Genomic DNA, 21,167 nt, shown 5'->3' with positions numbered 1-21,167 from the left:
AGGCAGAAACGCCCCGTTTCTGCCTGCTTTTTACGGCTTCGGCCCGAACATCGCCTCAAGCTGCTGGGCGTCCGGCATCCCCACCACCTGCTGCAGCTCGTTTTCCGCATTCAGATAGTAAATGGCCGGGGTGGCGTTAGCGCCCAGGCTGTCCATCAGCGCCTGGTGCTTCTGCAGGATCGCTACCGTTTCGCGTGACGTTTCCCCTTCAGGCTTCGGCAGTTTCTTCCCACCGGAAAGCTCGTAGTCGCGCCAGGCCGAGACCGGATCTTTCGCATTCAGAATGGCGGAGGCGTTACGCCCGCTGTTAGGGTTAAGAAACGCCACCAGCAGCGTATTGAGCTGAACCCTGCCCGCCTTCACCCACGGCTGCGCCTCGGACCAGAACTGCTTGCAGTAGGGGCAGAACGGATCGGCAAAGACAAAGACCTTGCGCGGCGCGCTATCCGCCCCTTCCTTCAGAGGGTGCGCCGCGTTGAGGTTCTTCCACATTTCGCGCCCCATCGGGGCGTAGATCTCTTTCTGGAAATACCCCTCGCTGAGGTTTTTCCCTTTTTCATCGTACAAATAGCCCGAAATCACGTGCTTGCCGTCCGGGGTTAAAAAAAGCGTCACGCCCATGTCCTGATACTGCCCCAGCCAGGCAGGCGCGCCGCCGGGCGCATCCAGCCTCTTGATGATTTTAATGTCCTGCTGCTCGCTGAAGTGCTTCACCACATCCGGTATGGCGTCAGCGGCCTGGACCAGCCCTGAGGTTGCCAGCGCCGAAAGTAACAGTAATTTTTTCATTTCCCTCTCCGGTTTATCGGGGGCATTACGCCCCCTTCAGGTTAGCGGTTTTTCAGCGCCTCGCTGACCATTTCGTCGAACTGTTCGAAAGGCACCCAGCCTGGCAGTAACCCCTCGCCAATCAGCGTGGCGGGCGTGCCCTGAATGCCCATTTTTTCCGCAACGAGCAGGCTGCGCCGGATCGTCAGAAAACTCTCCTCGTCCGGCGTCGTGACGCTCACGCCCGCTCGCTTTTGCGCCTCCTGAATGCTGGCGTCATCGTGGTACCCCTTCTTCGCCATCAGGGTTTGGTTCAGCTTCATAAACTGCTCAGGATGCGCACGCCAGAGCGTTAACGCGTCTCGCGCGGCGGTCAGCGAGCTTTCCGAGCGAAAAGGTAAAAACTTAAATACCACCGCGACGTCGGGGTGTTTTTCAACAATCTTCTCCAGGTACGGATCGAATTTCTTGCAGTACGGGCAGTTGTAGTCGGTAAACACCACCAGGGTGAGCTTCGGATTTTTAGCGCCAATGCGCGGAGAGTTCGGATCGTTAAACAGAAAATCCGCGATGATCTTCTGCGCGCGCTGCTCCTGGTCCGGCGTCAGCGGCTGGGTGGCGAATACCTGAACCGGGGTCAGCAGGAGCATAAGCGTGATAAGCAGTTTTTTCATAATACGTTTAGCCTTTTGCGTTGTTCAGGGTAGTGACCAGGGTGCGCGTGTCCAGCAGCGGCGAGAGAATTTCCCCCTCAGGCAGGCCGGGGCCATACACGGCGTTAAACGGAATGGCGTAGCGGTTTCGCTTCGCCAGAAAATCCGCGATAAACGCGGACGGCTGGCTCCAGTCTCCGCGCAGGGCCACCACGTCCGCCTGGCGCAGGGCGGCAATGACGTCCGGCTGACTGAGTACGCGGAGTTCGTTCACCTTGCACGTCACGCACCAGTCCGCCGAGATATCCACAAAGACCCGTTTCCCCTGCGCCAGCGCGCCTTCGATAGCCTCTTCACTGAGCGGCTGCCACGGGATGGTCTGCGCAACGTTTTGTGCCGGAGCGTCCGGCGGCGCGTTAAGCAGCCCGCGCACCTGATACCCGCCGAACGCCGACAGCGCGATGACCACGACCCAAAACAGCGGTGAAGATTTTTGCCCCTTCAGCGCAAACAGCACCAGCGCGACGGCCATCAGCACCAGCATCACCATCTGGCTAACCGCCTCGCCCAGATGCACGCTCAGCAGCGTCGCCAGCCAGAGGCTGGAGGCCAGCATCATCAGGCCCAGGATGACCTTGAGGGTGTTCATCCAGCGGCCGGGCTTCGGCAGCAGCATGGCCGTTTTCGGCACCAGGGCAACGAACAGCCACGGCAGGCTCATGCCCACGCCGAGCATCAGGAAGATCAGCCACAGAGCGTGCAGCGGCGCGCCAAGGGCAAAGGCGACCGCGGTACCGAGGAACGGCGCGGAGCATGGCGTGGCCAGCAGCGTGGCGAACACGCCTTCGCAGAAGCTGCCGCCGAGCCCCCTACCGCCTGCGGTTGCCAGCCGTCCTGAGGCGGCAGAAGGCAGCAGCACCTCAAACGCGCTAAACAGGTTCAGCGCAAACAGGAAGGTCACGGCGACCATCAGGCCGATAAACCACGGGTTCTGGAACTGAATGCCCCACCCCAGCGACGCCCCGGTCAGCTTAAGGGCGGTCACCATCCCCGCCAGCAGCATAAAGGAGGTGAGGATCCCGGCGCTGGTGGCGAGGAAGCGCAGCCTGATCGCGCGCCTGTCCGATCCCGCCTGCAGGATGCTGTTAAGCTTCATGCCCATCACCGGCAGCACGCAGGGCATCAGATTCAGGATCAGCCCACCCAGCAGGGCAAAGAGCACCATTTTCCACGTCCCATCGGGCGCGGAAGGCTCGGCGGGCGTGGCCCCTACGGTCAGGGTGGTTTGCTGCGCGTGACCGCCATTGGTCAGCACAAACGACAGCCGCTTGCCTGCCAGCGAGGCGGGGTTATCACCCCATTCGTCGGTGACGGGCACCGTGACCCGAAGCGCATTGCCGTCGAGATTTATGATCGGATCGCCGGGCAGAATATCGCCCTCCAGCGGGTCAAAATAAATCCCTGGATTGTCCCATTTCCCATCCGTGGTGCCGGTAATCACCAGCTTGTCGCCCGAGAGCCAGGCGGAGAGATCCGACGACACGCCGGAGGTGCCGGGCACGTCGCGCATCGCCTGTTCGAAGGCGCTGCGGAAGCCCTCATCCACGGACTGGGTAAAATCGAGACGCAGCGGGTAGTCCGTCAGCAGGCAGACGTTGCTGCACGTAGAGAGCGTGAGCGTTGCGTCGAGCGCGTCGCCCTTCACGCCGTCGAGCGTAATGGGGATGGTGACCTTGTCGTGATAGCCCTGGGTAGTCATGCCGGAGATATCAAAGCGCGACGGCACCGGCCAGGACCAGCTGTCCGTTACGCCCTCCGGCCAGCGGATTGTCGGCGCGACGCCGCCCTCGCCCGGCGATCGCCAGTAGGTTTTCCAGCCGGGCTTGAGCTCAACGGTGAGCAGGCCTTTAACGTGCGTTTGTTCCCTCTCCGCCTGAAAGCGGATGCGGGCGTGATCGTTTTGTGGGGAGACCAGCCAGCCGGTGTCCGCCGCATGGACAATGCCGATGCAGGACAGCCACAGGAAGACGAATCCCCTGAAGAGGTTAACCATGTTTTACTCCGTGAACAGTGAAAAATTATCGTGCGGTAACGATGTTTTTCATTCACGGAAGACGCAGTTTTTGAGGTGTATTCGGGGAGGCGGTGCCTGAACGGGCTGTTCCACGGGCGCCAGGGCCCGCCCTTGCGTAAACAGCTGCAGCAGCGCGAAGAAGATAATAATGGCCGGCAGCGCGCCGTCGAAGAACAGCGGCTGGGCGCAGAGCAGCGAGTGCGCGCCTAACTGACAGGGCGATGGTCCGGGTTTTTCAGTGTTGCTGGTTTGAGCCGGGGCATCTGCACTCAGGGAAATCTGCGTCTCCAGACCCTGTAAAAAATGGTTGAGCATCACCGCGCGCTGCACGAGGCAAAGCGCCATCGCGAGACAGGTGACGATCAAAAGCCATTTTCCGAGGAGCTGACGGTTGCGCATAACATTCCAGAGTAACAAGACGCCCCGATCATAAACGATAGTGATGAATCTACAAGTGCCGGAAGTGTAAGGTTTTGTCTGCCGCCGCTAGTCGCCCGTCAGGGCGTCATAAACGTCCCGCAGCCGCGTGCGCAGAAACAGCACCGCCTTGTGCTTGCGGGATAACAGCGCCTGTTCGCTGGCGCCGGTCTCCTCTGCCAGCATTTTGATGCTGTAACCGTGAAGCTCCGTTTTTTCGAACGCCTCCCGCTGCGGCGGCGGCAGCTCGGACAGCGCCTGCCCAAGCTCTTCCCACAGCAGCGTCTTGAGGTACTCCTCCTCCGGCGTGTGCGGGACGCCGAACAGGGTGTCGGCCAGCTCGTCCTCCGGAAAACCCTCCTCGTCTTCGCCCGTAAAATAGCCGGAGAGCGACACCTCGCGCTTTTTACGCGCCCGGTCGGTCATCTCGTTACGCGCCGCGCGGAACAGCCAGGCAGCGACGTTTTCTACCGGCTGCTCCACCTTCATCAGCTGATACGTCACTTCCTGCAAAATGTCGTCGGCATCATCGCGAACGGACGTCCGCCCGCGAATGAAGGCCTTCAGCCGGGCGCGGCAGGCGTTGAGCGCCGACATCAGCATGGATCCGCCCGCCTCCCCGGCTTTCATCTCGCTCACTCTGCGTCCGGCGCTTTTGGCGTGGTGTCATCGCGTTTATCATCACGATGTCCGTGCCAGCCGCAGTGCCCGCGCCCGTGGCGGCCAAACCCTTCACGGCGCTGCTGAATAAACGCCTCGCGCTGTTCGGGCGTCATGTTCATCCAGCGCTCGTGCATCCGGCGGTGCGCGCCAAACATCCCCGGGCGGAAGCCCAACCCGCCAAACAGAATGCGGCTCAGCACCAGAATGCCCAGCGCCTGCCAGAATCCGATGGCCTTCACGCCGAGGATCGCCGGAAGCAAGGCGTTCCACAGGGACATCACCAGCAGGCCGAGTACGATGAAAATGACCGCGGCGATGGCTAAGCCCTTGCCCATACGGTGGCGACCTAATCCGCGCCCGTGACCTTTGCCGTGCAGTTCAAAATCTCTCATGATGTTTACCTCGTTTACCGTAACTGATTATGGCTTGTGATGAGGTAGACGGATGAGGAAGGGAAATATTGCTGGGGCGAATGAAATAATTGTTCTGGGCGGCTATTGCCCGGCGGCGCTAACGCTTGCACGGGCCTGCATGTTTCGTAGGCCGGGTAAGCTTTAGCGCCACCCGGCATGTCAAAGGCTTACGCCTGCACCGGCAACCTAAAGCTCGAAATACTCCGCGAAAGCTGCTGCGCCTGCTCTTCCAGCGACGCCGCCGCCGCGGCGGACTGCTGCACCAGCGCGGCGTTCTGCTGGGTCACGCCGTCCATCTCGGTCACCGCCTGGCCGACCTGGCTTATCCCGCGGCTCTGCTCTTCAGAGGCGACGGAAATCTGCTCCATCAGCGTATTCACTTTGTTCACCGACGAAATGATCGAGTCAATCACCTCACCCGAGCGGCTCACCAGGTCCGCACCGTTTTTCACGCTGGAGACCGACTGCGCGATCAGGCTTTCGATGTCCTTGGCCGCCACCGCGCTTTTCTGCGCCAGGGTGCGCACTTCGCTGGCCACTACCGCAAAGCCGCGGCCCTGCGTGCCGGCGCGCGCCGCTTCAACCGCCGCGTTCAGCGCCAGAATATTGGTCTGGAAGGCGATGCTGTTAATCACGCTGGTAATGTCTTCGATGCGCTTCGAGTTTGCCGCGATGGTATTCATCGTATCAATTACTTCGCGGGTTACCGCTTCGCCGGTGTGGGCATTTTTCACCGCGTCCTGCACCAGTTTCCCGGCCTGGTAAACGTTATCGGTATTGTTCGCCACCGTCGCGCTCAGCTCTTCCATGCTCGCCGCCGTCTGGGTTAACGCGGACGCCTGCTGCTCGGTGCGTGACGCCAGGTCGATATTGCCGGAGGCAATCTCCTGGGCCGCGTGCGTCACGGTGTGGCTCGCATCGCGCACCTGGGCGATGGTCGCCAGCAGCGCCTGACGCATCTGCTCCATCGAGCCCATCAGTTGGTCGATTTCGTTATGTACACTTCCCTTCACCGGCACCGGAACGTCCAGCTTGCCTGCCGCAATCTGACTGCAGTGCTCGCGCGCCAGGTTGACCGGCGCAAAGACGAAGCGCTTCATAAAGATGCTGACGGCAGCAATCACCAGCACAAACAGGCAGGCGATAACGGCAATCATCACCAGGCCAGAGACGAAGTTACTGCGCGCATCTTCGTTCAGGCTTTTGGCGTATTTCTGGTGAATGGAAAGGACCTGGTCAAGCACGATCTCGTACTGGCGGTCAAGGCGGGAGACTTCCGGGATCAGCGCGTTAAATTTGGCGACGTCGTGCGCCTCGGCGGCATCGATCAGCGGCGCCAGCCCCTGGTTGCGGTAGTTCTGCCAGGCATCCTGATAGGCGCTCACCAGCGGCGCTTCATCCGACAGACGCGGCGACGCCATAAAGGCCGCAAAGGCATGGTCCGCTTTGGTCAGCGCCTCTTTCACCGCAGAAAGCTTTGCGGCTCCGTCCGCCGCGTTGCCCGCTTCCACCATCTTCACATACTCCATCACCCGCACGCGCAGCGTACGGCTGTGGTTGATGGGGTCGATAATGGACAGCACAACCTGGATCTCTTTGTTGACGTTATCCAGCGAATTATTACTTTTAATGATGAGGCCAACGCTGGTGACGGTGCTGACGACAAAGAAGAAAAGCAGCGAGAACAGGACAATCAGGGACGACTTTTTCAACGACATAAACCAATACCTCAAGGAGAATTATTCCTTATGGTTATCGGCCATTCCAAAACTTAAATTAATTAAAGTTATTGAAGTATCAAGTCGGGCTATTTCGCTGACTTATAGCGTCGCTGCAGGGTAGCATCCAGCTTCCGCTGCAGCGGTTCCGGGGTCTCTCCCTCAATCAGTTTGCTAATCAAATCAAAGCAGTGCCACGCCAGCTGGCGGTTATCCTGGCGAATGGTGTCCACCGGGATCGTCAGCGAATCGTAGAGATAGTGATCGTCAAAGCTGGCTAACCTGATATCGCTTTGCAGCAGGTTATGCTGGCCCATATAGCGCAGCACCCCTTCCAGCAGCCCGCAGGCGGCGGTGAACAGCGCTTTCGGTGGACGCCCCAGGCGGGCGCAAAGTTCTGCGAACATCTCGTACCCGGAACTTGGGTGATAGTTGCCGTGAATGATCCACTCCGGGCGCAGCGCCACGCCAGCCTCACGCAAACCTTGCTTAAACCCGTCCAGACGGTCGCGCGTCGGCGAAAGGCGCGGCTGCCCGCCCAGAAAATAGAATTCATCCGGATGCTGGCGCGCAATGTCCGCCACCAGTTCCGTCGTTGGCGTAATGGAGTCGGTGATCACCAGCGGCAGCGTGCTGTCGTTCATATGGCGGTCAAACAGGACAACGGGCAGCTGCTCGCTGAGCTTCAGGTAGTCCGCATCATTGAGCATGCTGGAGGCGACAATCAGCCCGTCGACCTGACGCGCCACCATGTTGTTCACCACTACCGTCTCCTGCCCCGGGTTTTCATCGCTGCAGGAGATCAGCAATTGGACGCCCGCCTCGCGGCACAGCGTTTCCAGCTCGTGAGAAAAGACGGCAAAGCCGTAGTTGGTGATCTCCGGCACCACCAGGCCAACGGTGTGGCTACGGTTGTCGCGCAGCGACCGGGCGTGAATGCTGGGCTGGTAGTGGTGCTCTTTGGCGATCGCCAGCACGCGCTCGCGCGTCTCTTCCGCCACGCGAAGCTCTTTGCTGCGCCCGTTCAGGACCAGGCTGGCGGTGGCTTTTGATACCCCCGCCAGCTCCGCGATGTCTTTAATGGTGACGCGTTTTGTTTTTCTCACAACGACTTAGATCCGGCTGCCAAAACCCTCATTCTATCATGCAGGCGCGCAGCGACCAGTAGCGTAATGTGATATCGGACGCACCTTCGAATCGCACCCGGGCCGGATGGTCGGGAAAATAGCGGCTGCTCATCACCCCTTCGCCGTGGTTAATGAAAATTTCGACGCTGGAGCGGTCGCAGAGCACGCGCAAATGGCTGACGTCGCCCTGCCAGTAGCGGGTCAGCGTTTCACCGGTGTCCAGGCTCGCGCGTTCCAGGCGCACGCCCTGCTCATCGACCGTGAGGCGCAGCGCGCCCGCAAAATCGACGCTCACCTGCGATGCGCTAAGCTCAAACTCCAGGCGCGCCGCGTCCAGAAGAGGCGCATTGCTGGCGGGCCCCTGCCAGCGCTGTTCCTCTTCACGCAGCGCCGCCAGCTCGCGCGCCGGGGTCTGCCAGAGCCTGCCGTCGCGATAGCGCAGCTCGCGCGGGCAGGTCATCTGGTGCATCCAGCCGTGCGCACGGGTTGGCTGAAGCATCTCTTCTCCGTCCGGGACGCCCATCCAGCCGATCAGAATCCGGCGGCCGTCTTCCGCCAGCGTCGTTTGCGGGGCGTAGAACTCAAAGCCCGCGTCCAGCTCGTGCAGCGCGCCGTGATCGAATGTGGCGCTGGCATAGTCAAACGCCCCGCTCATCCAGGTCGCCGGATAGGTGTTGAGATAGCGATGCGGCTCGCGCGCCAGCCCCTGCGGACAGCAGATCAGCACGTGCGTGTCGTCGAGGGCAAACAGGTCCGGGCACTCCCACATGTACCCTGCTTCCGTCAGGCCGTTGACGCCGTGGCCAGCGATCTCCCCGCAGGATGTCCAGGCGTGCAGATCGGCGGATTTAAACAGCAGCACCTTGCCGCGCTTCTGCACGTCCTGCGCCCCCAGCACCATGTACCACTGCCCGTCGTGCTGCCACACCTTCGGGTCGCGCACGTGGCCGGTGTAGCCTTCCGGCAGCGCCAGCACCGGACCCAGCTTCTTAAAGCTTCCGTCCGGCTGTTCCACGGCCAGGCACTGCCAGGCCGTACGGCTGCCGTCATCGAACTTGACGTTGCCGGTGTAGCACAGCGTCAGCACGCCCTGGTTGTCCACGGCGCTACCGGAGTAGCAGCCGTTGCGGTCATACTCTTCGTCCGGCATCAGCGCCAGCGGCTCGTGCCGCCAGTGCACCAGGTCCGCAGAGCTCCAGTGCCCCCAGCACTTAAAGCGATGCTCGCAGTCCAGCGGGTTCCACTGATAGAACAGGTGGTAGCGGCCGGCAAACCAGATAAACCCGTTCGGGTCGTTCATCAGCCCCGTCACCGGCGCGGGGTGCCACTGCGGATAGTGGCTATCCGCCAGCGCCCGTGGCTGACCTTTCATAACGGCCTGCAGGATCGCAGGCCAGCGGGAAGGCAACGTCATTATTCAGAGTCCGTTTTATATTTCAGCAGCAGTGAGACGGTAAACGCCACGCCGAAGGCAATCACCATGCCGATAATATAGTTGAGCAGCGAGCTGGCCTGCACGATGGCCATGCCCGGAATGGCGGTCAACCCAACGGCGGTCATGTAGACATGAACCGAGACCACCCATGCCCCGCCCACCGCGCCGCCAATCAACGCGGCGATAAACGGTTTCACGAAGCGCAGGTTGATACCAAAAATGGCCGCTTCGGTGATGCCCAGCATCGCAGAAAACGCCGACGGTAAGGTAATGGCTTTGATTTTGGCATCTTTGGTTTTGAACCACACCGCCAGACAGGCGCCGCCCTGCGCCACGTTCGCCATAGCCCAGATAGGCAGCAGGAAGTTAACGCCAATCGACGGGTTACCCAGCAGCCCGGCTTCAATCGCGTGGAAACTGTGGTGAATACCGGTGATCACAATCACCGAGTAAAGCCCGCCGAACAGCAGCCCGGCCAGCCAGCCAGCGTGGGCGATCAGCGTGCTCAGAACGAAGGAGATGCCATCCCCTAAGGCGCGCCCCGCCGGGCCGATAATCAGCAAGGCGATAAAGCCGGAGATGACGACGGTGAGGAACGGCGTCAGGATCAGGTCTAACGCATCCGGGATCGCGCGGCGCAGGTTTTTCTCCACGATGCTCATAAACCAGACGGCCAGCAGCACCGGGAATACCGTGCCCTGATAGCCAATCATCGCGATCTCAAGACCGAAGAAGTTCATGGTGTGGAAGCCCGATGCCACGCCCCAGGCGTTGGTCAGCGCCGGGTGGGTCAGAATGCCGCCCAGCGTCGCGCCGAGATACGGGTTACCGCCAAATTCGCGCGCGGCGGTAAAGCCAATCAGAATAGGCAGAATGATAAACGCCGCCGAGCTGCACATGTCCAGCATGATGTAGATGGCGTTATCCGCATTGACCCAGCCGTAGGTTTTCACCATGCCGAGCAGGCCCATCAGCAGACCGGACGCCACAATCGCGGGAATGATCGGCACAAAGATGTTGGAGAGCAGACGGGCAATGCGCTGGAACGGGTTAAGCTTGCGCGCCGCCAGGTCCGCGGCTTCCGATTTACTGGATTCGCTGATCCCCGCCGCCTGAATAAACGCGGCGTACACCTTGTTAACCACGCCCGTGCCAAAAATCACCTGCATCTGCCCGGCGTTACGGAAGCAGCCTTTCACGCCGTCGACCTTGCCGATAGCCTGCTGATCCGCCAGCGCGTCATCAACCAGCACCAGACGAAGACGCGTTGCGCAGTGCGCCGCGCTGGCGATATTTTCCTTGCCACCGAGCAGTGGAATAAGCTCGCGGGCGATTTGATTAAAATCCATAGATACCTCTGCCTGACTTCTTTTTATGATGTGCGAAACGCTCCCGCCAGGCGGGAGCGTGATGGGTTAAAACCAGGTTTCCATCTGGACCCCAAAGTTCCATTCCCCGCCGGCGTTGAAGCCGCTGCTGCCAAAGGCATCATCGCTGGCGTAATGATCCAGTTTGCTGCTCCAGTCCATCCAGGTGGCAAACAGGCGCAGCTCCGGACGGCTGAAGAAATCGCCGATTTTGCTCGCTTTTAACGTTGGCGCAAAGGTCAGCTTGTAGAAACTGCCGTTCACGGCGTTGCGGTCCTTATAACCTTCCGGATTTAAATCCATGTACTGATAGCTTCCCTCAAACGCCAGCGCGAAGTTCTGCGTCACCTCTTTAATCAGGCGAGTGTTGAGCGTTACCCACTCATAGCTATCGCCCTTGACGTAGCGATCTTTACTGCTCTGTGCCAGTACGGCTGGCGCAACGCTCCAGCCACCGCCGATCGGCGTGACACCGTAACTTGCGAAGCGCCAGGTATCCGCCTCCGACAGCAGCGCGCCGTCGGAGCCGATGCTTTTCACCTCCGCACCCAGCCCGTGACCGTACAGCAGCGCCGTTTTGGCGGTCCCTTCGCGCAGGCCGTAGAAGCTATCATTATGCAACCCAACCAGGGCATGAACGCCGGTATTGGCGGCATCCGTTTTGATGAGATCGCCGTTGGCGTCTTTACGGTCGTCATTATCCTTCGCCCGCAGGCCGCTCACCATCAGCTGGAACGGTCCGGTAAAGTGGTTCATGGTGAGGATATAGTTCTGAACGTTATTGTCGGTCTGCTCCACGCTGCCGAAGTTGCGGCCATAAATAGAGAAGTTGCTGCGTAGCGAATCATTCCATTTCACGTCATAAACGCCGCCGCCGGTACCGGCCAGGAACACCACGTCGGAATCCAGCCAGTGGATGTCAAAGTTGTCCCGGTCGAAGCGTTTCCCCGCCCAGAAGGTGCTGCCCTTCAGCGCGCCGGTAAAGTCTGGCAGGTTCCCCAGCTCCGCGAAGGCCTGGCGAATATTGAGATCGCTGGTATCGGCTGACCAGTCGTTATAGGTTCGCTGACCGTCGGCCAGCATCGCCTTGAAGCGCGTGGTCGCTCCGTTATCCAGCGTCTGCTTGTGCTCAAGGTTGAGCTCAACGTAGGTATCTGCTTCGTTGCCCAGACGCCCCACCGCACCGCCGGTTTCCCCGGCCGGGGTCAGGTAAGGACCGCTTTTGCTGCTGGAGGCCGCGTCGTTCATCAGCAGGCCAGAGCGGGCGTAGCCGTGAAACTCAAACCCGCCGCTTTGATCCGCCTTTTTCTCCAGCGCGGTGGTGCGCTGCGCCACCTCCTGGGTCGTGGTTTGCGCCTGCTGCTGCGCGGCAACCAGCTGCTGCGTTTTTTGTTCTGCCTCGGTGGCGCGTTTCTCTGCCACCTGGGCACGCGTTTCCGCCGCCTGAAGACGCTGCTCCATCGCGGCAAGACGCGCTTCGATACTCGTCATATCCGTTTGGGCAAAAACAGAGGTACTTCCGGCCAGCATGCCTATCATCACGGCAAGTCTGCGTTTTTTATACATTTTGTCGCATCCCTTAAAGAAGTCATTAAATGTGCTAAATTGCTAAACCGGTTTAGGTTGCTGATACTAAACCGCCCAATTTTGGATCGGCAATCTTTTTTGCTAAACCGTTTTAGTAAGTGTGATCGGGGCGACAATTCAGGCCATCGAATGACGGCCTGTAGGTGAGGGAATTACAGTTCGTGCTGCCAGGGCAAGGCGGTCATTGCGCCTTTGGCGGTGGTAGCTAACGCCCCGCAGCGCTGGGCTAAGGCGATGACCGACGTCAGGTCCTGCCCGACGGCCAGGCCGTAGAGCAGACCGGCCACGAAGGCATCGCCCGCGCCGGTGGTATCGACACACTGCACGGGAGTTGCCGGATAGTGCGTCACGGCGCCGTTATGCCAGGCAATAACGCCCTCTTTACCCTGGGTGACCAGCACCAGGGCGCCGGGCAGCGTTGCATCAATGCCTCCAGACCCGCCTTCACCCGATCGTCGCCGGTTAAGAACGCCAGTTCTTCCACCGAGAGTTTGACGACGTCAGCGCTTTGCAGCGCCTGTTCGAGACAGAGACGAAGCGCGTTCTCATCCGGCCAGAGATCCGGGCGAATATTCGGGTCGAAGCTGACGTAACCGCCCGCCTCCCTGATGGCGGCCATCGCCTGAAAGGCCGCAGAGCGGCTGGGCTCGGCGCTTAGGGCGATGGAGCAGACGTGCAGCCATTCACCCTGGCTGAACGTCGGCAGATCGGCAGGTTCCAGAAACAGATCGGCGCTCGGGCGCACCATAAAGGTAAACGAGCGTTCACCCTGGTCGTCGAGATCCACCACCACCGTTGAGGTGCGGTGCGCCGGGTCAAGGCGCAAAGACTTCACGTCAACCCGTTCGTCAGCTAAGGTGGCGGCCATAAAGCGCCCGAAAGGATCGTCGCCAACCCTGCCGATAAAGGCGCTCTGGCCGCCCAGCCTGGCAATGCCGACCGCGACGTTTGCCGGTGCGCCGCCCGGACATTTCAGTAATCTTCCTTCTCCATCGGGCAGCAGATCCACTACCGCATCGCCTAGTACCCAGATTTTTTTCATATGATCCTCAAAGCTAAACAATATTAAACCGTTTTAGCTATTTAAGCACAGGTAAGCCGAAGGGGAAATAACGCGGGTGGAAAATGGGTTAACGCGCCAGATGCGGCCAGTGGATATCGCCGACGCCATTAAGCTGCGGGCGGGCAAACAGAAAGCCCTGGAAGCGGCGAATTCCGGCAGACTCAAGCCAGCACCACTCCTCTATTTTCTCGATACCTTCAGCCACCAGGGTGATTTCGAGATCGGAGCAACAGCTTATAATGGAGCGCACAATCGCCTGTTTAGGGCCACTCAGGTGAATATTGCTGATTATCTCCCGGTCTATCTTAATTTTATCCGGCTGGAAGCGCGTCAGCAGAGAGAGGCCGGCATAGCCGGAACCAAAATCATCGATCGCCATACCAACTCCCTCACCGCGAAGCTGTTTAATGGCGCTGTTGAACTGGTTAAGCCCGGATATCATCTCGTTTTCAGTGATTTCAAGCACCACCTGCTCCGGCTGGAGCCCGTGGTTTTTAATTTGATCGACCAGAAATTCCACTGCGCCAGGAACATTCACCAGCGACATCGGCAACAGGTTAACCGCTATTTTATGGCTGCCAATGCCCAGCTTTTCGGCCAGCGCAAAGGCATACGCTTTCGTCTGGAGATCGACCTGGTAGAGGGTGTCCGGGTCAAGAGCGCGAAAGAATTGCTCCGGGCTGCCGCCGTCATTGCCGCGGATAAGGGCTTCAAGAGAGCTGATCTTGCCTTCTGAAGGTTCGACAATCGGCTGGAGCGCAAACTGACAGGCTTGCCCGGCAATCAGACCCAGCGGCTCGCCAAAAGGCAGCGTTTCGGGGTCGAGCGTCCACTTTGTCGGATCGTTACGGCCTTCTGCCAAAAGCGGACGTTTGCCGGTAATAAACGTCTGGATAAATTTGAACACCCGGTCATCGGATGTCAGATAGCTTTCAAGCTTGCTGTAATTCAGAACAGACTGTAGAACCGCTTTTGGTGACTGGGTTTGCAAATCGAACAGCAGCATGCCGACGTTTTCGAAACGCCTGCGCGGGCCGTAGTCCCGCATCAGTTCAACCACCCCGCTATGCCGCCTGTCATCGCGGATTTTATGGAACAGCTTAAGCACGCTCTCTTCCGACCCCTCGAGAATTTGCAGCACGTCACTGCCTTTTGCGAGCAGAACCCCGGTGATATTCAGATTGGCATTGCGGATCCGGGCGCGCTCCACCAGCTCCCGCAGTTCAGTGGACGGCTGGGATAAATTCAACTGGCTTCGGTAAATCAGCGTGGTCAGCACAAAAAGGAGTTCCGATGAGTAAAAGGTGCCTTAAAGCTACTATTTAACATACTTAATCATTGTGACCTAACTTATTCACACGACTGATGAAGATTATGTTTTCTCGTCACCGATCCGGCTGTTGATCCTCTCCTGCATGTAATCATAGAACGGGTTTGAGCTAACGCGCATCAGCGCCTCTTTTCCGACGCTCAATACGGACGTTTCGCCCCACAGCGCGATCGTTCCCAGGCTAATGCCATAGCGGTTTTTCACCTCAGGCTCGCGGCCATAGAGATCGTCATCCGGCGGGAACGGCACCGCAATGTGCGACAGGGAATAGACATCCTGCGGCCAGGACTGCGCGAGCGGTAAAATCGTCTCCTGCGTGCTGCCTGCCGGGGTAATTTTCGCCACCGTAGAGAAACTGTGCTCGCTGGCATTGGTGACAATCGTGACACTGTAACGTCTCTCTGCGGCCGGCAGCAGTGACGTAGTGGCCGTCCAGGAGGACGGTTTAAACAGCGGACGGAAGCTCGCCGCCTGGTTGATGTCAAACACCACCAGCTCGCTGCCGTTTGCCGGAAGCGGGTCAAACAGGCCGGTTACCACCGCGCGGGTGCTGACGGTGGAGTCCATTACCGACTGGAAGGCCAGAACAGGCGGCAAGCTGGCCAGCCTGTTCTCCCGCGCTTCCCGGCCAATCTGCTCCTGCAGGGCCTTCGTCAACAGCCACGACTGGCGGGCGGCGTTCACCGGGAACGAGTTGTATTTATAAGGATTATATTCAGGAGAAATATTCAGCCACGCCGCTTTGGCAAACGGCGGGAGCAGCGCCGGTAGCCCGGCGAAACCGGCAAAACGCGCAAAGGCTGTTACGCCGATCATGGGAGACAGCAGTATCACCTGCTGCGGCTTGCGCAGCGCAGGGGCGTCGAGCGCGTCGAGGGCATATTTCATCGCCAGCGCCCCGCCGTTGGAGTAGCCCACCAGATGCAGGGGCACCTTTTCTCCCGCCAGACGCGTGGCTTCCCGCACGGCAAGGCGCGTCGCCGCCAGCCACATCTCCCAGTCAACGTCCGTTAGCGCGCCGGGCGCGGTGCCGTGCCCGGGAAGACGTGGAACCACGGAGATAAATCCGCGGGCTTGATAATTCTGAGCAAGATGCCTGACGCTGTAGGGGGAATCCGTCAGCCCGTGCAGCAATACCACCGCGCCGCGCGGCTTCCCGGCAGGCATCAGCACAAAGGAGCGGTTGGCGTCGGGGGTAAACTGACCGGGCCACACCAGGCTCTGGCGATAATAGCGGTTTAACGGCGTGCGCTCCTCGCCCTCTGCTTTCGCCGTCACCGCGCGATCGAGATCGGCGAAAATGGCGTCTTCCCGAGCGATATACCCGGCAAAATCGGCATTATCCATCTCGCGTACGGACATCTCGTCCGCCCGCCAGGTATGCCACAGATGCAGCTCGGGCCCCTGCTGCGAGAGGTACACCCGCACCGCCAGCAGGACGAACAGGACGATCCCCACCACCATCCCTGTTTTCTTTGCAAGCGCGATCGGACGCTCGCTGACTCGCCAGGGCCAATTCGCCATGCCGCGTTTCCTCTCCTATTCACCGTACGTCTATCTTATCAAAAATGTGAACACGATGACGCCCGGCGAATAGCGTCGCGACCGCCCTCTCGCGGGGGCGGTCACGTTCGCTGCTGGCGCGGCCTGGGTCAGATTTGCGCCATCCCGCCGTCGACAAACAGCTCGGTGGCGTTAATAAAGCTGGCCGCGTCGGAGGCCAGAAACGCCACCGCTTTCCCCACTTCTCCCGGCGCGCCTAAACGTCCGAGTGGGACCTGCGCGGCCAGCGCGTCGTACAGCCCCTGACGGTGTTCTTCCGGCACCAGGTCGCCGAGACCGGGGGTTTTGATCGGGCCCGGGCTGACCACGTTGACGCGGATCCCGCGGCCCTGCAAATCCAGCGCCCAGGAGCGGGCAAAGTTGCGCACGGCGGCCTTGCTGGCGCTGTAGACGCTAAAGTTTGCCGTCCCCTTAATGGACACCGTCGAGCCGGTCAGAATAATCGACGATCCGGCGGACAGCAGCGGCAGCGCCTTCTGCACCGTGAACAGCACCCCGCGAACGTTGGTAGCAAAAATCCGGTCAAACTGCTCTTCGGTGATGGCGCCCAGCGGCAGCATATCGCCACCACCCGCATTGGCGAACAGGATATCCAGACGGCCTTCGTCCTGTGCTATGCGGGCATAGATCTCATCCAGATCGGCAAGCTTAGAGACGTCAGCGCGAATGCCCACTGCCGTTGAAGCAATTGCAGCCACCGCCGCGTCCAGCTCGGCCTGGCGACGTCCGGTGATGTAAACCTTCGCGCCCTGAGCCGCCAGCTCCTGCGCCGTGGCAAGACCAATACCGGTGCTGCCGCCGGTGACCAGTGCAATTTTTCCTGAGAGAGTCGTGTTCATGTCATTTACCTTCAGTTGGGTTTGCGTTGAACAAACTTTAGCCCTTGCGGCATTACTGAAAAACTGGCAAAAATGAAAATGACTATTCACGCAGGGAAATAATCGGGAGAGCATAATGGACCAGCTGATGGCGATGCGCGCCTTTACGCGAGTGGTGGAATCCGGCAGCTTTACCCGCGCGGCGGACTCGCTCAATATGCCCATCGCCACGCTGAGCAAGCTGGTGAAATCGCTCGAAAGGCATCTGGAGATCCGCCTCCTGCACCGCACGACTCGTCGGGTGGTCGCGACGCCGGAAGGGATGGAATACTATGAAAAAGCGCTCAGGGTGCTGATTGATATCGAAGATATCGACACGTCGTTTCGCGTCTCCCGCGCAACGCCAAAGGGGCACCTGCGCGTTGACGTGGGCGGCTCTACCGCCCGCGACGTGCTCATCCCCCTGCTGCCGTATTTTATGCAGCGCTACCCGGATATCCGCATCGATCTTGGCGTGGCCGACCGGCCCGTGGACTTAATCAGCGGTAACGTGGACTGCGTGATCCGCGGCGGCCCGCTGGACGACTCCTCCCTTATCGCTCGCCATCTCGGTAACGCTGAAATGGTCACCTGCGCGACGCCGGGTTACCTGAAAAACCACGGCGTCCCGGCCTATCCCCAGGAGCTACGCAACGGCCACAAGCTGATTAGCTATCTCTCTCCCGTCACCGGGCGGCCGTTTCCGTTTCGCTTCCGGCAGAACGGCGAGGTTCTGGAAATCAATATTCCGCATTATCTCGGCATCAACGAAAGTAATGCCCATCTGGCCGCAGCCGTGGCAGGGTTGGGGATCGTGCAGACGTTTGAGTATTCGGCAAAGCCGTATTTGCAGGCGGGCACGCTGACGGCAATCCTGGGCGACTGGTGCCCTGCTGCCTATCCGTTTCATGTGGTTTACCCCCAGAACCGGCATTTGACGCACCGTCTGAAGGTGTTTATTGCCTGGCTGGCGGAAGTCTTTCCCGCCGCGCTGACGCGCTGAAGGGAAAGCCGGGCGCGAACCCGGCAGGAAGTTAGTTAAGCTTATAGTCCAGGGTGATCTCAGCTTTCAGCAGCTGCGACACCGGACAGCCCGCTTTGGCTTTCTGAATAATGCCGTCGAACTGCTGCGGGGCGATGCCGGGAACGGTCACCTTGCTGTTCAGAGCGACCTTCGTAATGGCAAAGCCGCCGTCGGTTTTGTCCAGGGAGACGTCCGCCGTCGTATCAATCGAATCGGCGGTGTAGCCCGCTTCCCCGAGCATCAGCGACAGCGCCATTGAGAAGCAGGCGGCGTGTGCCGCGCCAATCAGCTCCTCAGGGTTGGTCCCCTTTTCACCCTCAAAGCGGGTATTAAAACCATAAGGCTGCTGATTGAGAACGCCGCTCTCGGTGGATACCGTTCCTTTGCCGCGCTTAATGTCGCCAGACCAGTGTGCCGAACCGTGCTTATGAATAGTCATTCTTGCTCTCCTTTTGGCTTACAAAGGGTTAAGTATAGAAGGCTGTTCAGATTCTGCGGCGAAGACAGACGAGTCTTAGTCTCCGGGCAGATGATGCGCCAGCGCGTCGAGGAACACGCGCAGCGCGGCAGGCTGGTATTCCCGGGACTGATAAATGCCGTGAATTGCCAGCGGCTTCGGCTCCAGCGCGCCCAGCACAGGCACGAGTAATCCCTGCTCCAGCGCGGCTCGCGCTTCACGCTCCGGCAGCATGGCGATACCGCAGTGCTTAATCGCCGCCTCCATGAGCAGCGACGAGATGCTGGCGCTCAGGTTGCCGCTGACGGCCACGCTCAGGCTTTCGCCGTCCGGTGTCAGGAAATGCCAGGACTGACCGGCAAAAAAGCTGTAGTGCAGGCAGTTGTGCTGGGCTAATTCTTCAGGGCTGACGGGCGTTCCGTGCTGTGCCAGGTAGTCCGGCGAGGCGCAGAGTACCGAGCGACACGCTCCCAGGCGACGAGCAATCATGCCCGGCTCCGGGTTATCGGTAATGCGCACGGCGACGTCAATGCGCTCTCCCACCAGGCTGACCGGGTGGTTGTTGACGTCCAGCTCAATGCGCAGCTGCGGGTAGCGCGCGAGCAGGCCGGGCAGCACCGGCGCAATCAGGTGCATGGCGGTAAAGTGCGCGCAGGCTACCCGCAGGGTGCCGGAGGGCAGATCTTTCTCCGACTGGCCTTCAATTTCCTGCGAGATCTGCGAGAGCCTCCGCGTTTTTAGCAGCACCTTTTCCCCTGCCGCGGTCAGCGTCAGCTTGCGCGTGGAGCGGTTCACGAGGCGCGTGCCTGCCCACTTCTCCATTTGTTCCAGGTAGCGGCTGACCATCGGTCGTGAGATGCCCAGCGCGCGGGCCGCCGCGCTCAGACTGCCCAGCTCGCATATCCGGTTGTAGACCTGCGCGGCAATAACGCGATCCATAAAAACTCCATCTGCTCGATTTATGAAACTAAGCATGTCTTGTTTCAGGAATTCTGGCAAATGCAATTATCCGTACAATAGAAACATTCCTGAACAACAGAGACAACAGCATGAAACTCACTCACCTTGCCCTGCTTTCCACCCTTTTGACTCCGGCTGTTTTTGCCGCGCCGTTGACCATTGATACCTACAACCCGCAGGAGAAAGGCATTTTCCCGGTCTCCTCCACCCTGGTTTCCGGCCCGAAAGAGGCGGTGCTGTTTGACGCGCAGTTCAGCGTGAAGGATGGCGAAGCGCTGGTAGAGAAAATTCGCCGCAGCGGCAAAACCCTGAATAAGATTGTGATCACCTCCGGCGATCCGGATTTCTATTTTGGCCTGCAGCCGCTGGTGAAAGCGTTCCCGAATGCCAAAGTGGTGGCCACGCAGCACGTGGTGGACCATATTAAGGCCACCAAAGACGCCAAGCTCGCCTTCTGGGGCCCGCAGATGAAGGACGGCGCGCCGACGGAGCTGATTGTCCCGCAGGTCCTCGCATCCACCACGTTTATGGTAGACGGGGAAAAGATCGATATCGAGCAGCCTGACGGCTACGCGGCCTATGTGTGGATCCCGTCAGCAAAAACGATCCTCGGCGGTACGGGGGTAGCCTGGGGGATCCACGTCTGGACGGCTGACACCCAGACGGCAGAAAGCCGTAAGCAGTGGCAGGAAACGCTGGTGAGTATGGAGGCACGCAAACCGGAGCGCGTGATCCCGGGCCACTATCTCGGCACGCCGCCTGCCGGAACGGGCGCGATTGAATTTACTCGCGACTATCTGCAGCGCTTCGACAGCGCCCTGGCCGCGCATAAAGATTCCGCAGGCGTTATCAGCGCCCTGAAAAAACAGTACCCGGGCCTGGCGGACGAGAGCTCGCTGGAATTAAGCGCTAAGGTGAATACCGGCGAAATGAAGTGGTAATTTAAAATCTGCTCCTGCTATATTTCCGCGATAGCAGGAGCCCTGCCGGAATATCCCCCGCCGTTACCCGTCAATATAACCACACCGTTTAAAAGCGCATAAAAGCTTGCACTTATGTCATTTTTATTTCTAAGATGAATCTGAGCCACAACCGGGAAAATATTTGCCATTCTGTTTATGAATTCATTTTTTTGCGAGCCGTACCATTAAACAGACAACGACACGGAGGCAGCATGTTTACTTATTACCCGGCTAATACCACAGCAGCACAACCTGAACTCGTTAACGCGATTGCGCAGGGTCTTCACGCCGAGCACGGTGCTGTGACTGAAGATGATATTTTGATGGAGCTGACCAGGTGGGTGGAATCCACAGACAATGCCATCCTCAGTGACATCTACCAGCAGACCATTAACTACGTCGTCAGCGGGCAAAACGCACCCTTGTAAAAACCTGCTAAGCTGGATCTGCAACCTAAGGGGTTACATTTCGTTTGCGTAAGCAAACTGGTCCTTAAAACTATCAACAGGATTGAGGAGTTAATATGAAATCGAACCGTCAGGCACGCCATATTCTGGGACTGAACTACAAGCTTTCAAATCAGCGCAAAGTGGTGATTGAAGGCGACCATGAAACGCAGGTCACTCACGCCACCGGCAGAAAACGCCACGCGGGCAAGTAAGTTCCAGACTGAGATCCAGAACACCATCGGTAACCCCGGTGGTGTTTTTGTTTATGTGTTGCGGTAAT

20 protein-coding genes and 1 pseudogene are annotated in these 21,167 nt (G+C 59.3%); 4 read left to right on the top strand and 17 right to left on the bottom strand.

The window, feature by feature from the left end:
• Positions 1-30: 30 nt before the first annotated feature.
• The 15 genes and pseudogenes from dsbG to ACJBF3_RS02905 form a co-directional block, all read right to left on the bottom strand.
• Positions 31-789 carry a thiol:disulfide interchange protein DsbG gene (gene dsbG, locus ACJBF3_RS02975; RefSeq protein WP_045326401.1) on the bottom strand — a complete coding sequence of 253 codons (759 nt, stop codon included), beginning with the start codon at positions 787-789 and terminating at the stop codon, positions 31-33.
• 41 nt (positions 790-830) lie between these two features.
• Complete coding sequence (locus ACJBF3_RS02970) at positions 831-1,442, bottom strand: DsbA family protein (RefSeq protein ID WP_045326403.1); 612 nt, start codon at positions 1,440-1,442, stop codon at positions 831-833.
• A gap of 7 nt (positions 1,443-1,449) precedes the next feature.
• Positions 1,450-3,474, bottom strand: coding sequence for a protein-disulfide reductase DsbD (locus tag ACJBF3_RS02965; protein ID WP_045326405.1), 2,025 nt, complete (start codon positions 3,472-3,474; stop codon positions 1,450-1,452).
• A gap of 48 nt (positions 3,475-3,522) precedes the next feature.
• Positions 3,523-3,894: a hypothetical protein gene (locus ACJBF3_RS02960; protein ID WP_045326406.1), complete on the bottom strand. Its 372-nt coding sequence runs from the start codon at positions 3,892-3,894 to the stop codon at positions 3,523-3,525.
• An 87-nt stretch (positions 3,895-3,981) separates the two neighbouring features.
• Positions 3,982-4,542, bottom strand: a complete 561-nt coding sequence (locus ACJBF3_RS02955) for an RNA polymerase sigma factor (protein ID WP_080351139.1) — start codon at positions 4,540-4,542, stop codon at positions 3,982-3,984.
• Positions 4,543-4,547: 5 nt separating this feature from the next.
• Complete coding sequence (locus tag ACJBF3_RS02950) at positions 4,548-4,967, bottom strand: hypothetical protein (protein WP_045326408.1); 420 nt, start codon at positions 4,965-4,967, stop codon at positions 4,548-4,550.
• Between the two features lie 188 nt (positions 4,968-5,155).
• Positions 5,156-6,706, bottom strand: a complete 1,551-nt coding sequence (locus ACJBF3_RS02945; protein WP_045326409.1) for a methyl-accepting chemotaxis protein — start codon at positions 6,704-6,706, stop codon at positions 5,156-5,158.
• A gap of 89 nt (positions 6,707-6,795) precedes the next feature.
• Entirely contained in the window at positions 6,796-7,812 is a 1,017-nt protein-coding gene (locus tag ACJBF3_RS02940) for a LacI family DNA-binding transcriptional regulator (protein ID WP_045326412.1), read from the bottom strand.
• Between the two features lie 28 nt (positions 7,813-7,840).
• The gene (locus ACJBF3_RS02935; RefSeq protein ID WP_045326413.1) at positions 7,841-9,247 is read right to left on the bottom strand and encodes a sucrose-6-phosphate hydrolase; all 1,407 of its coding nucleotides are present in this window, start codon (positions 9,245-9,247) and stop codon (positions 7,841-7,843) included.
• Positions 9,247-10,617 (bottom strand): sucrose-specific PTS transporter subunit IIBC, encoded by a 1,371-nt coding sequence (locus tag ACJBF3_RS02930; protein ID WP_024909534.1) that lies wholly within the window; start codon positions 10,615-10,617, stop codon positions 9,247-9,249. The genes ACJBF3_RS02935 and ACJBF3_RS02930 overlap by 1 nt, the downstream gene beginning before the upstream one ends.
• A 66-nt stretch (positions 10,618-10,683) precedes the next feature.
• Positions 10,684-12,201: a carbohydrate porin gene (locus ACJBF3_RS02925; protein ID WP_045326416.1), complete on the bottom strand. Its 1,518-nt coding sequence runs from the start codon at positions 12,199-12,201 to the stop codon at positions 10,684-10,686.
• Between the two features lie 173 nt (positions 12,202-12,374).
• Positions 12,375-13,264 (bottom strand): annotated as a pseudogene (locus ACJBF3_RS02920) (aminoimidazole riboside kinase).
• Between the two features lie 88 nt (positions 13,265-13,352).
• On the bottom strand, positions 13,353-14,564 hold the full coding sequence (locus tag ACJBF3_RS02915; protein ID WP_045326420.1) for a diguanylate phosphodiesterase: 1,212 nt from the start codon (positions 14,562-14,564) through the stop codon (positions 13,353-13,355).
• A gap of 93 nt (positions 14,565-14,657) precedes the next feature.
• A complete protein-coding gene (locus tag ACJBF3_RS02910) occupies positions 14,658-16,139 on the bottom strand; it encodes a carboxylesterase (protein WP_045326421.1) in 1,482 nt (493 codons plus the stop codon).
• 128 nt (positions 16,140-16,267) lie between these two features.
• Positions 16,268-17,017 carry an SDR family NAD(P)-dependent oxidoreductase gene (locus ACJBF3_RS02905; RefSeq protein WP_045326422.1) on the bottom strand — a complete coding sequence of 250 codons (750 nt, stop codon included), beginning with the start codon at positions 17,015-17,017 and terminating at the stop codon, positions 16,268-16,270.
• Positions 17,018-17,132: 115 nt separating this feature from the next.
• On the opposite strand from ACJBF3_RS02905, the gene ACJBF3_RS02900 reads away from it, so the two are divergent.
• Positions 17,133-18,038, top strand: coding sequence for a LysR family transcriptional regulator (locus tag ACJBF3_RS02900; protein ID WP_045326425.1), 906 nt, complete (start codon positions 17,133-17,135; stop codon positions 18,036-18,038).
• A 31-nt stretch (positions 18,039-18,069) separates the two neighbouring features.
• Here the strand turns inward: ACJBF3_RS02900 and ACJBF3_RS02895 are convergent, their stop codons facing one another.
• Positions 18,070-18,498, bottom strand: a complete 429-nt coding sequence (locus tag ACJBF3_RS02895; RefSeq protein ID WP_045326427.1) for an OsmC family protein — start codon at positions 18,496-18,498, stop codon at positions 18,070-18,072.
• 75 nt (positions 18,499-18,573) lie between these two features.
• Positions 18,574-19,455, bottom strand: a complete 882-nt coding sequence (locus tag ACJBF3_RS02890; RefSeq protein WP_063923947.1) for a LysR family transcriptional regulator — start codon at positions 19,453-19,455, stop codon at positions 18,574-18,576.
• A 110-nt stretch (positions 19,456-19,565) separates the two neighbouring features.
• Here ACJBF3_RS02890 and ACJBF3_RS02885 point away from each other — a divergent pair, with 110 nt between their 5' ends.
• From ACJBF3_RS02885 to sra, 3 genes are all read left to right on the top strand, one after another.
• The gene (locus ACJBF3_RS02885; protein WP_045326431.1) at positions 19,566-20,417 is read left to right on the top strand and encodes a Vmh family MBL fold metallo-hydrolase; all 852 of its coding nucleotides are present in this window, start codon (positions 19,566-19,568) and stop codon (positions 20,415-20,417) included.
• Positions 20,418-20,650: 233 nt separating this feature from the next.
• Positions 20,651-20,866, top strand: coding sequence for a biofilm-dependent modulation protein (gene bdm / locus ACJBF3_RS02880; RefSeq protein ID WP_045326433.1), 216 nt, complete (start codon positions 20,651-20,653; stop codon positions 20,864-20,866).
• A 95-nt stretch (positions 20,867-20,961) separates the two neighbouring features.
• Complete coding sequence (sra, locus tag ACJBF3_RS02875; RefSeq protein WP_008501714.1) at positions 20,962-21,099, top strand: stationary-phase-induced ribosome-associated protein; 138 nt, start codon at positions 20,962-20,964, stop codon at positions 21,097-21,099.
• Positions 21,100-21,167: the final 68 nt, after the last annotated feature.

The organism is Enterobacter sp. PP-008-ECC_S150, from assembly GCF_045257065.1.
In the GTDB taxonomy this organism is placed as follows: Bacteria; Pseudomonadota; Gammaproteobacteria; order Enterobacterales; family Enterobacteriaceae; genus Enterobacter; species Enterobacter chengduensis.
The sequence above is the reverse complement of the archived record's forward strand: the minus strand, read 5'-3'. Positions and strand labels throughout refer to the sequence as shown.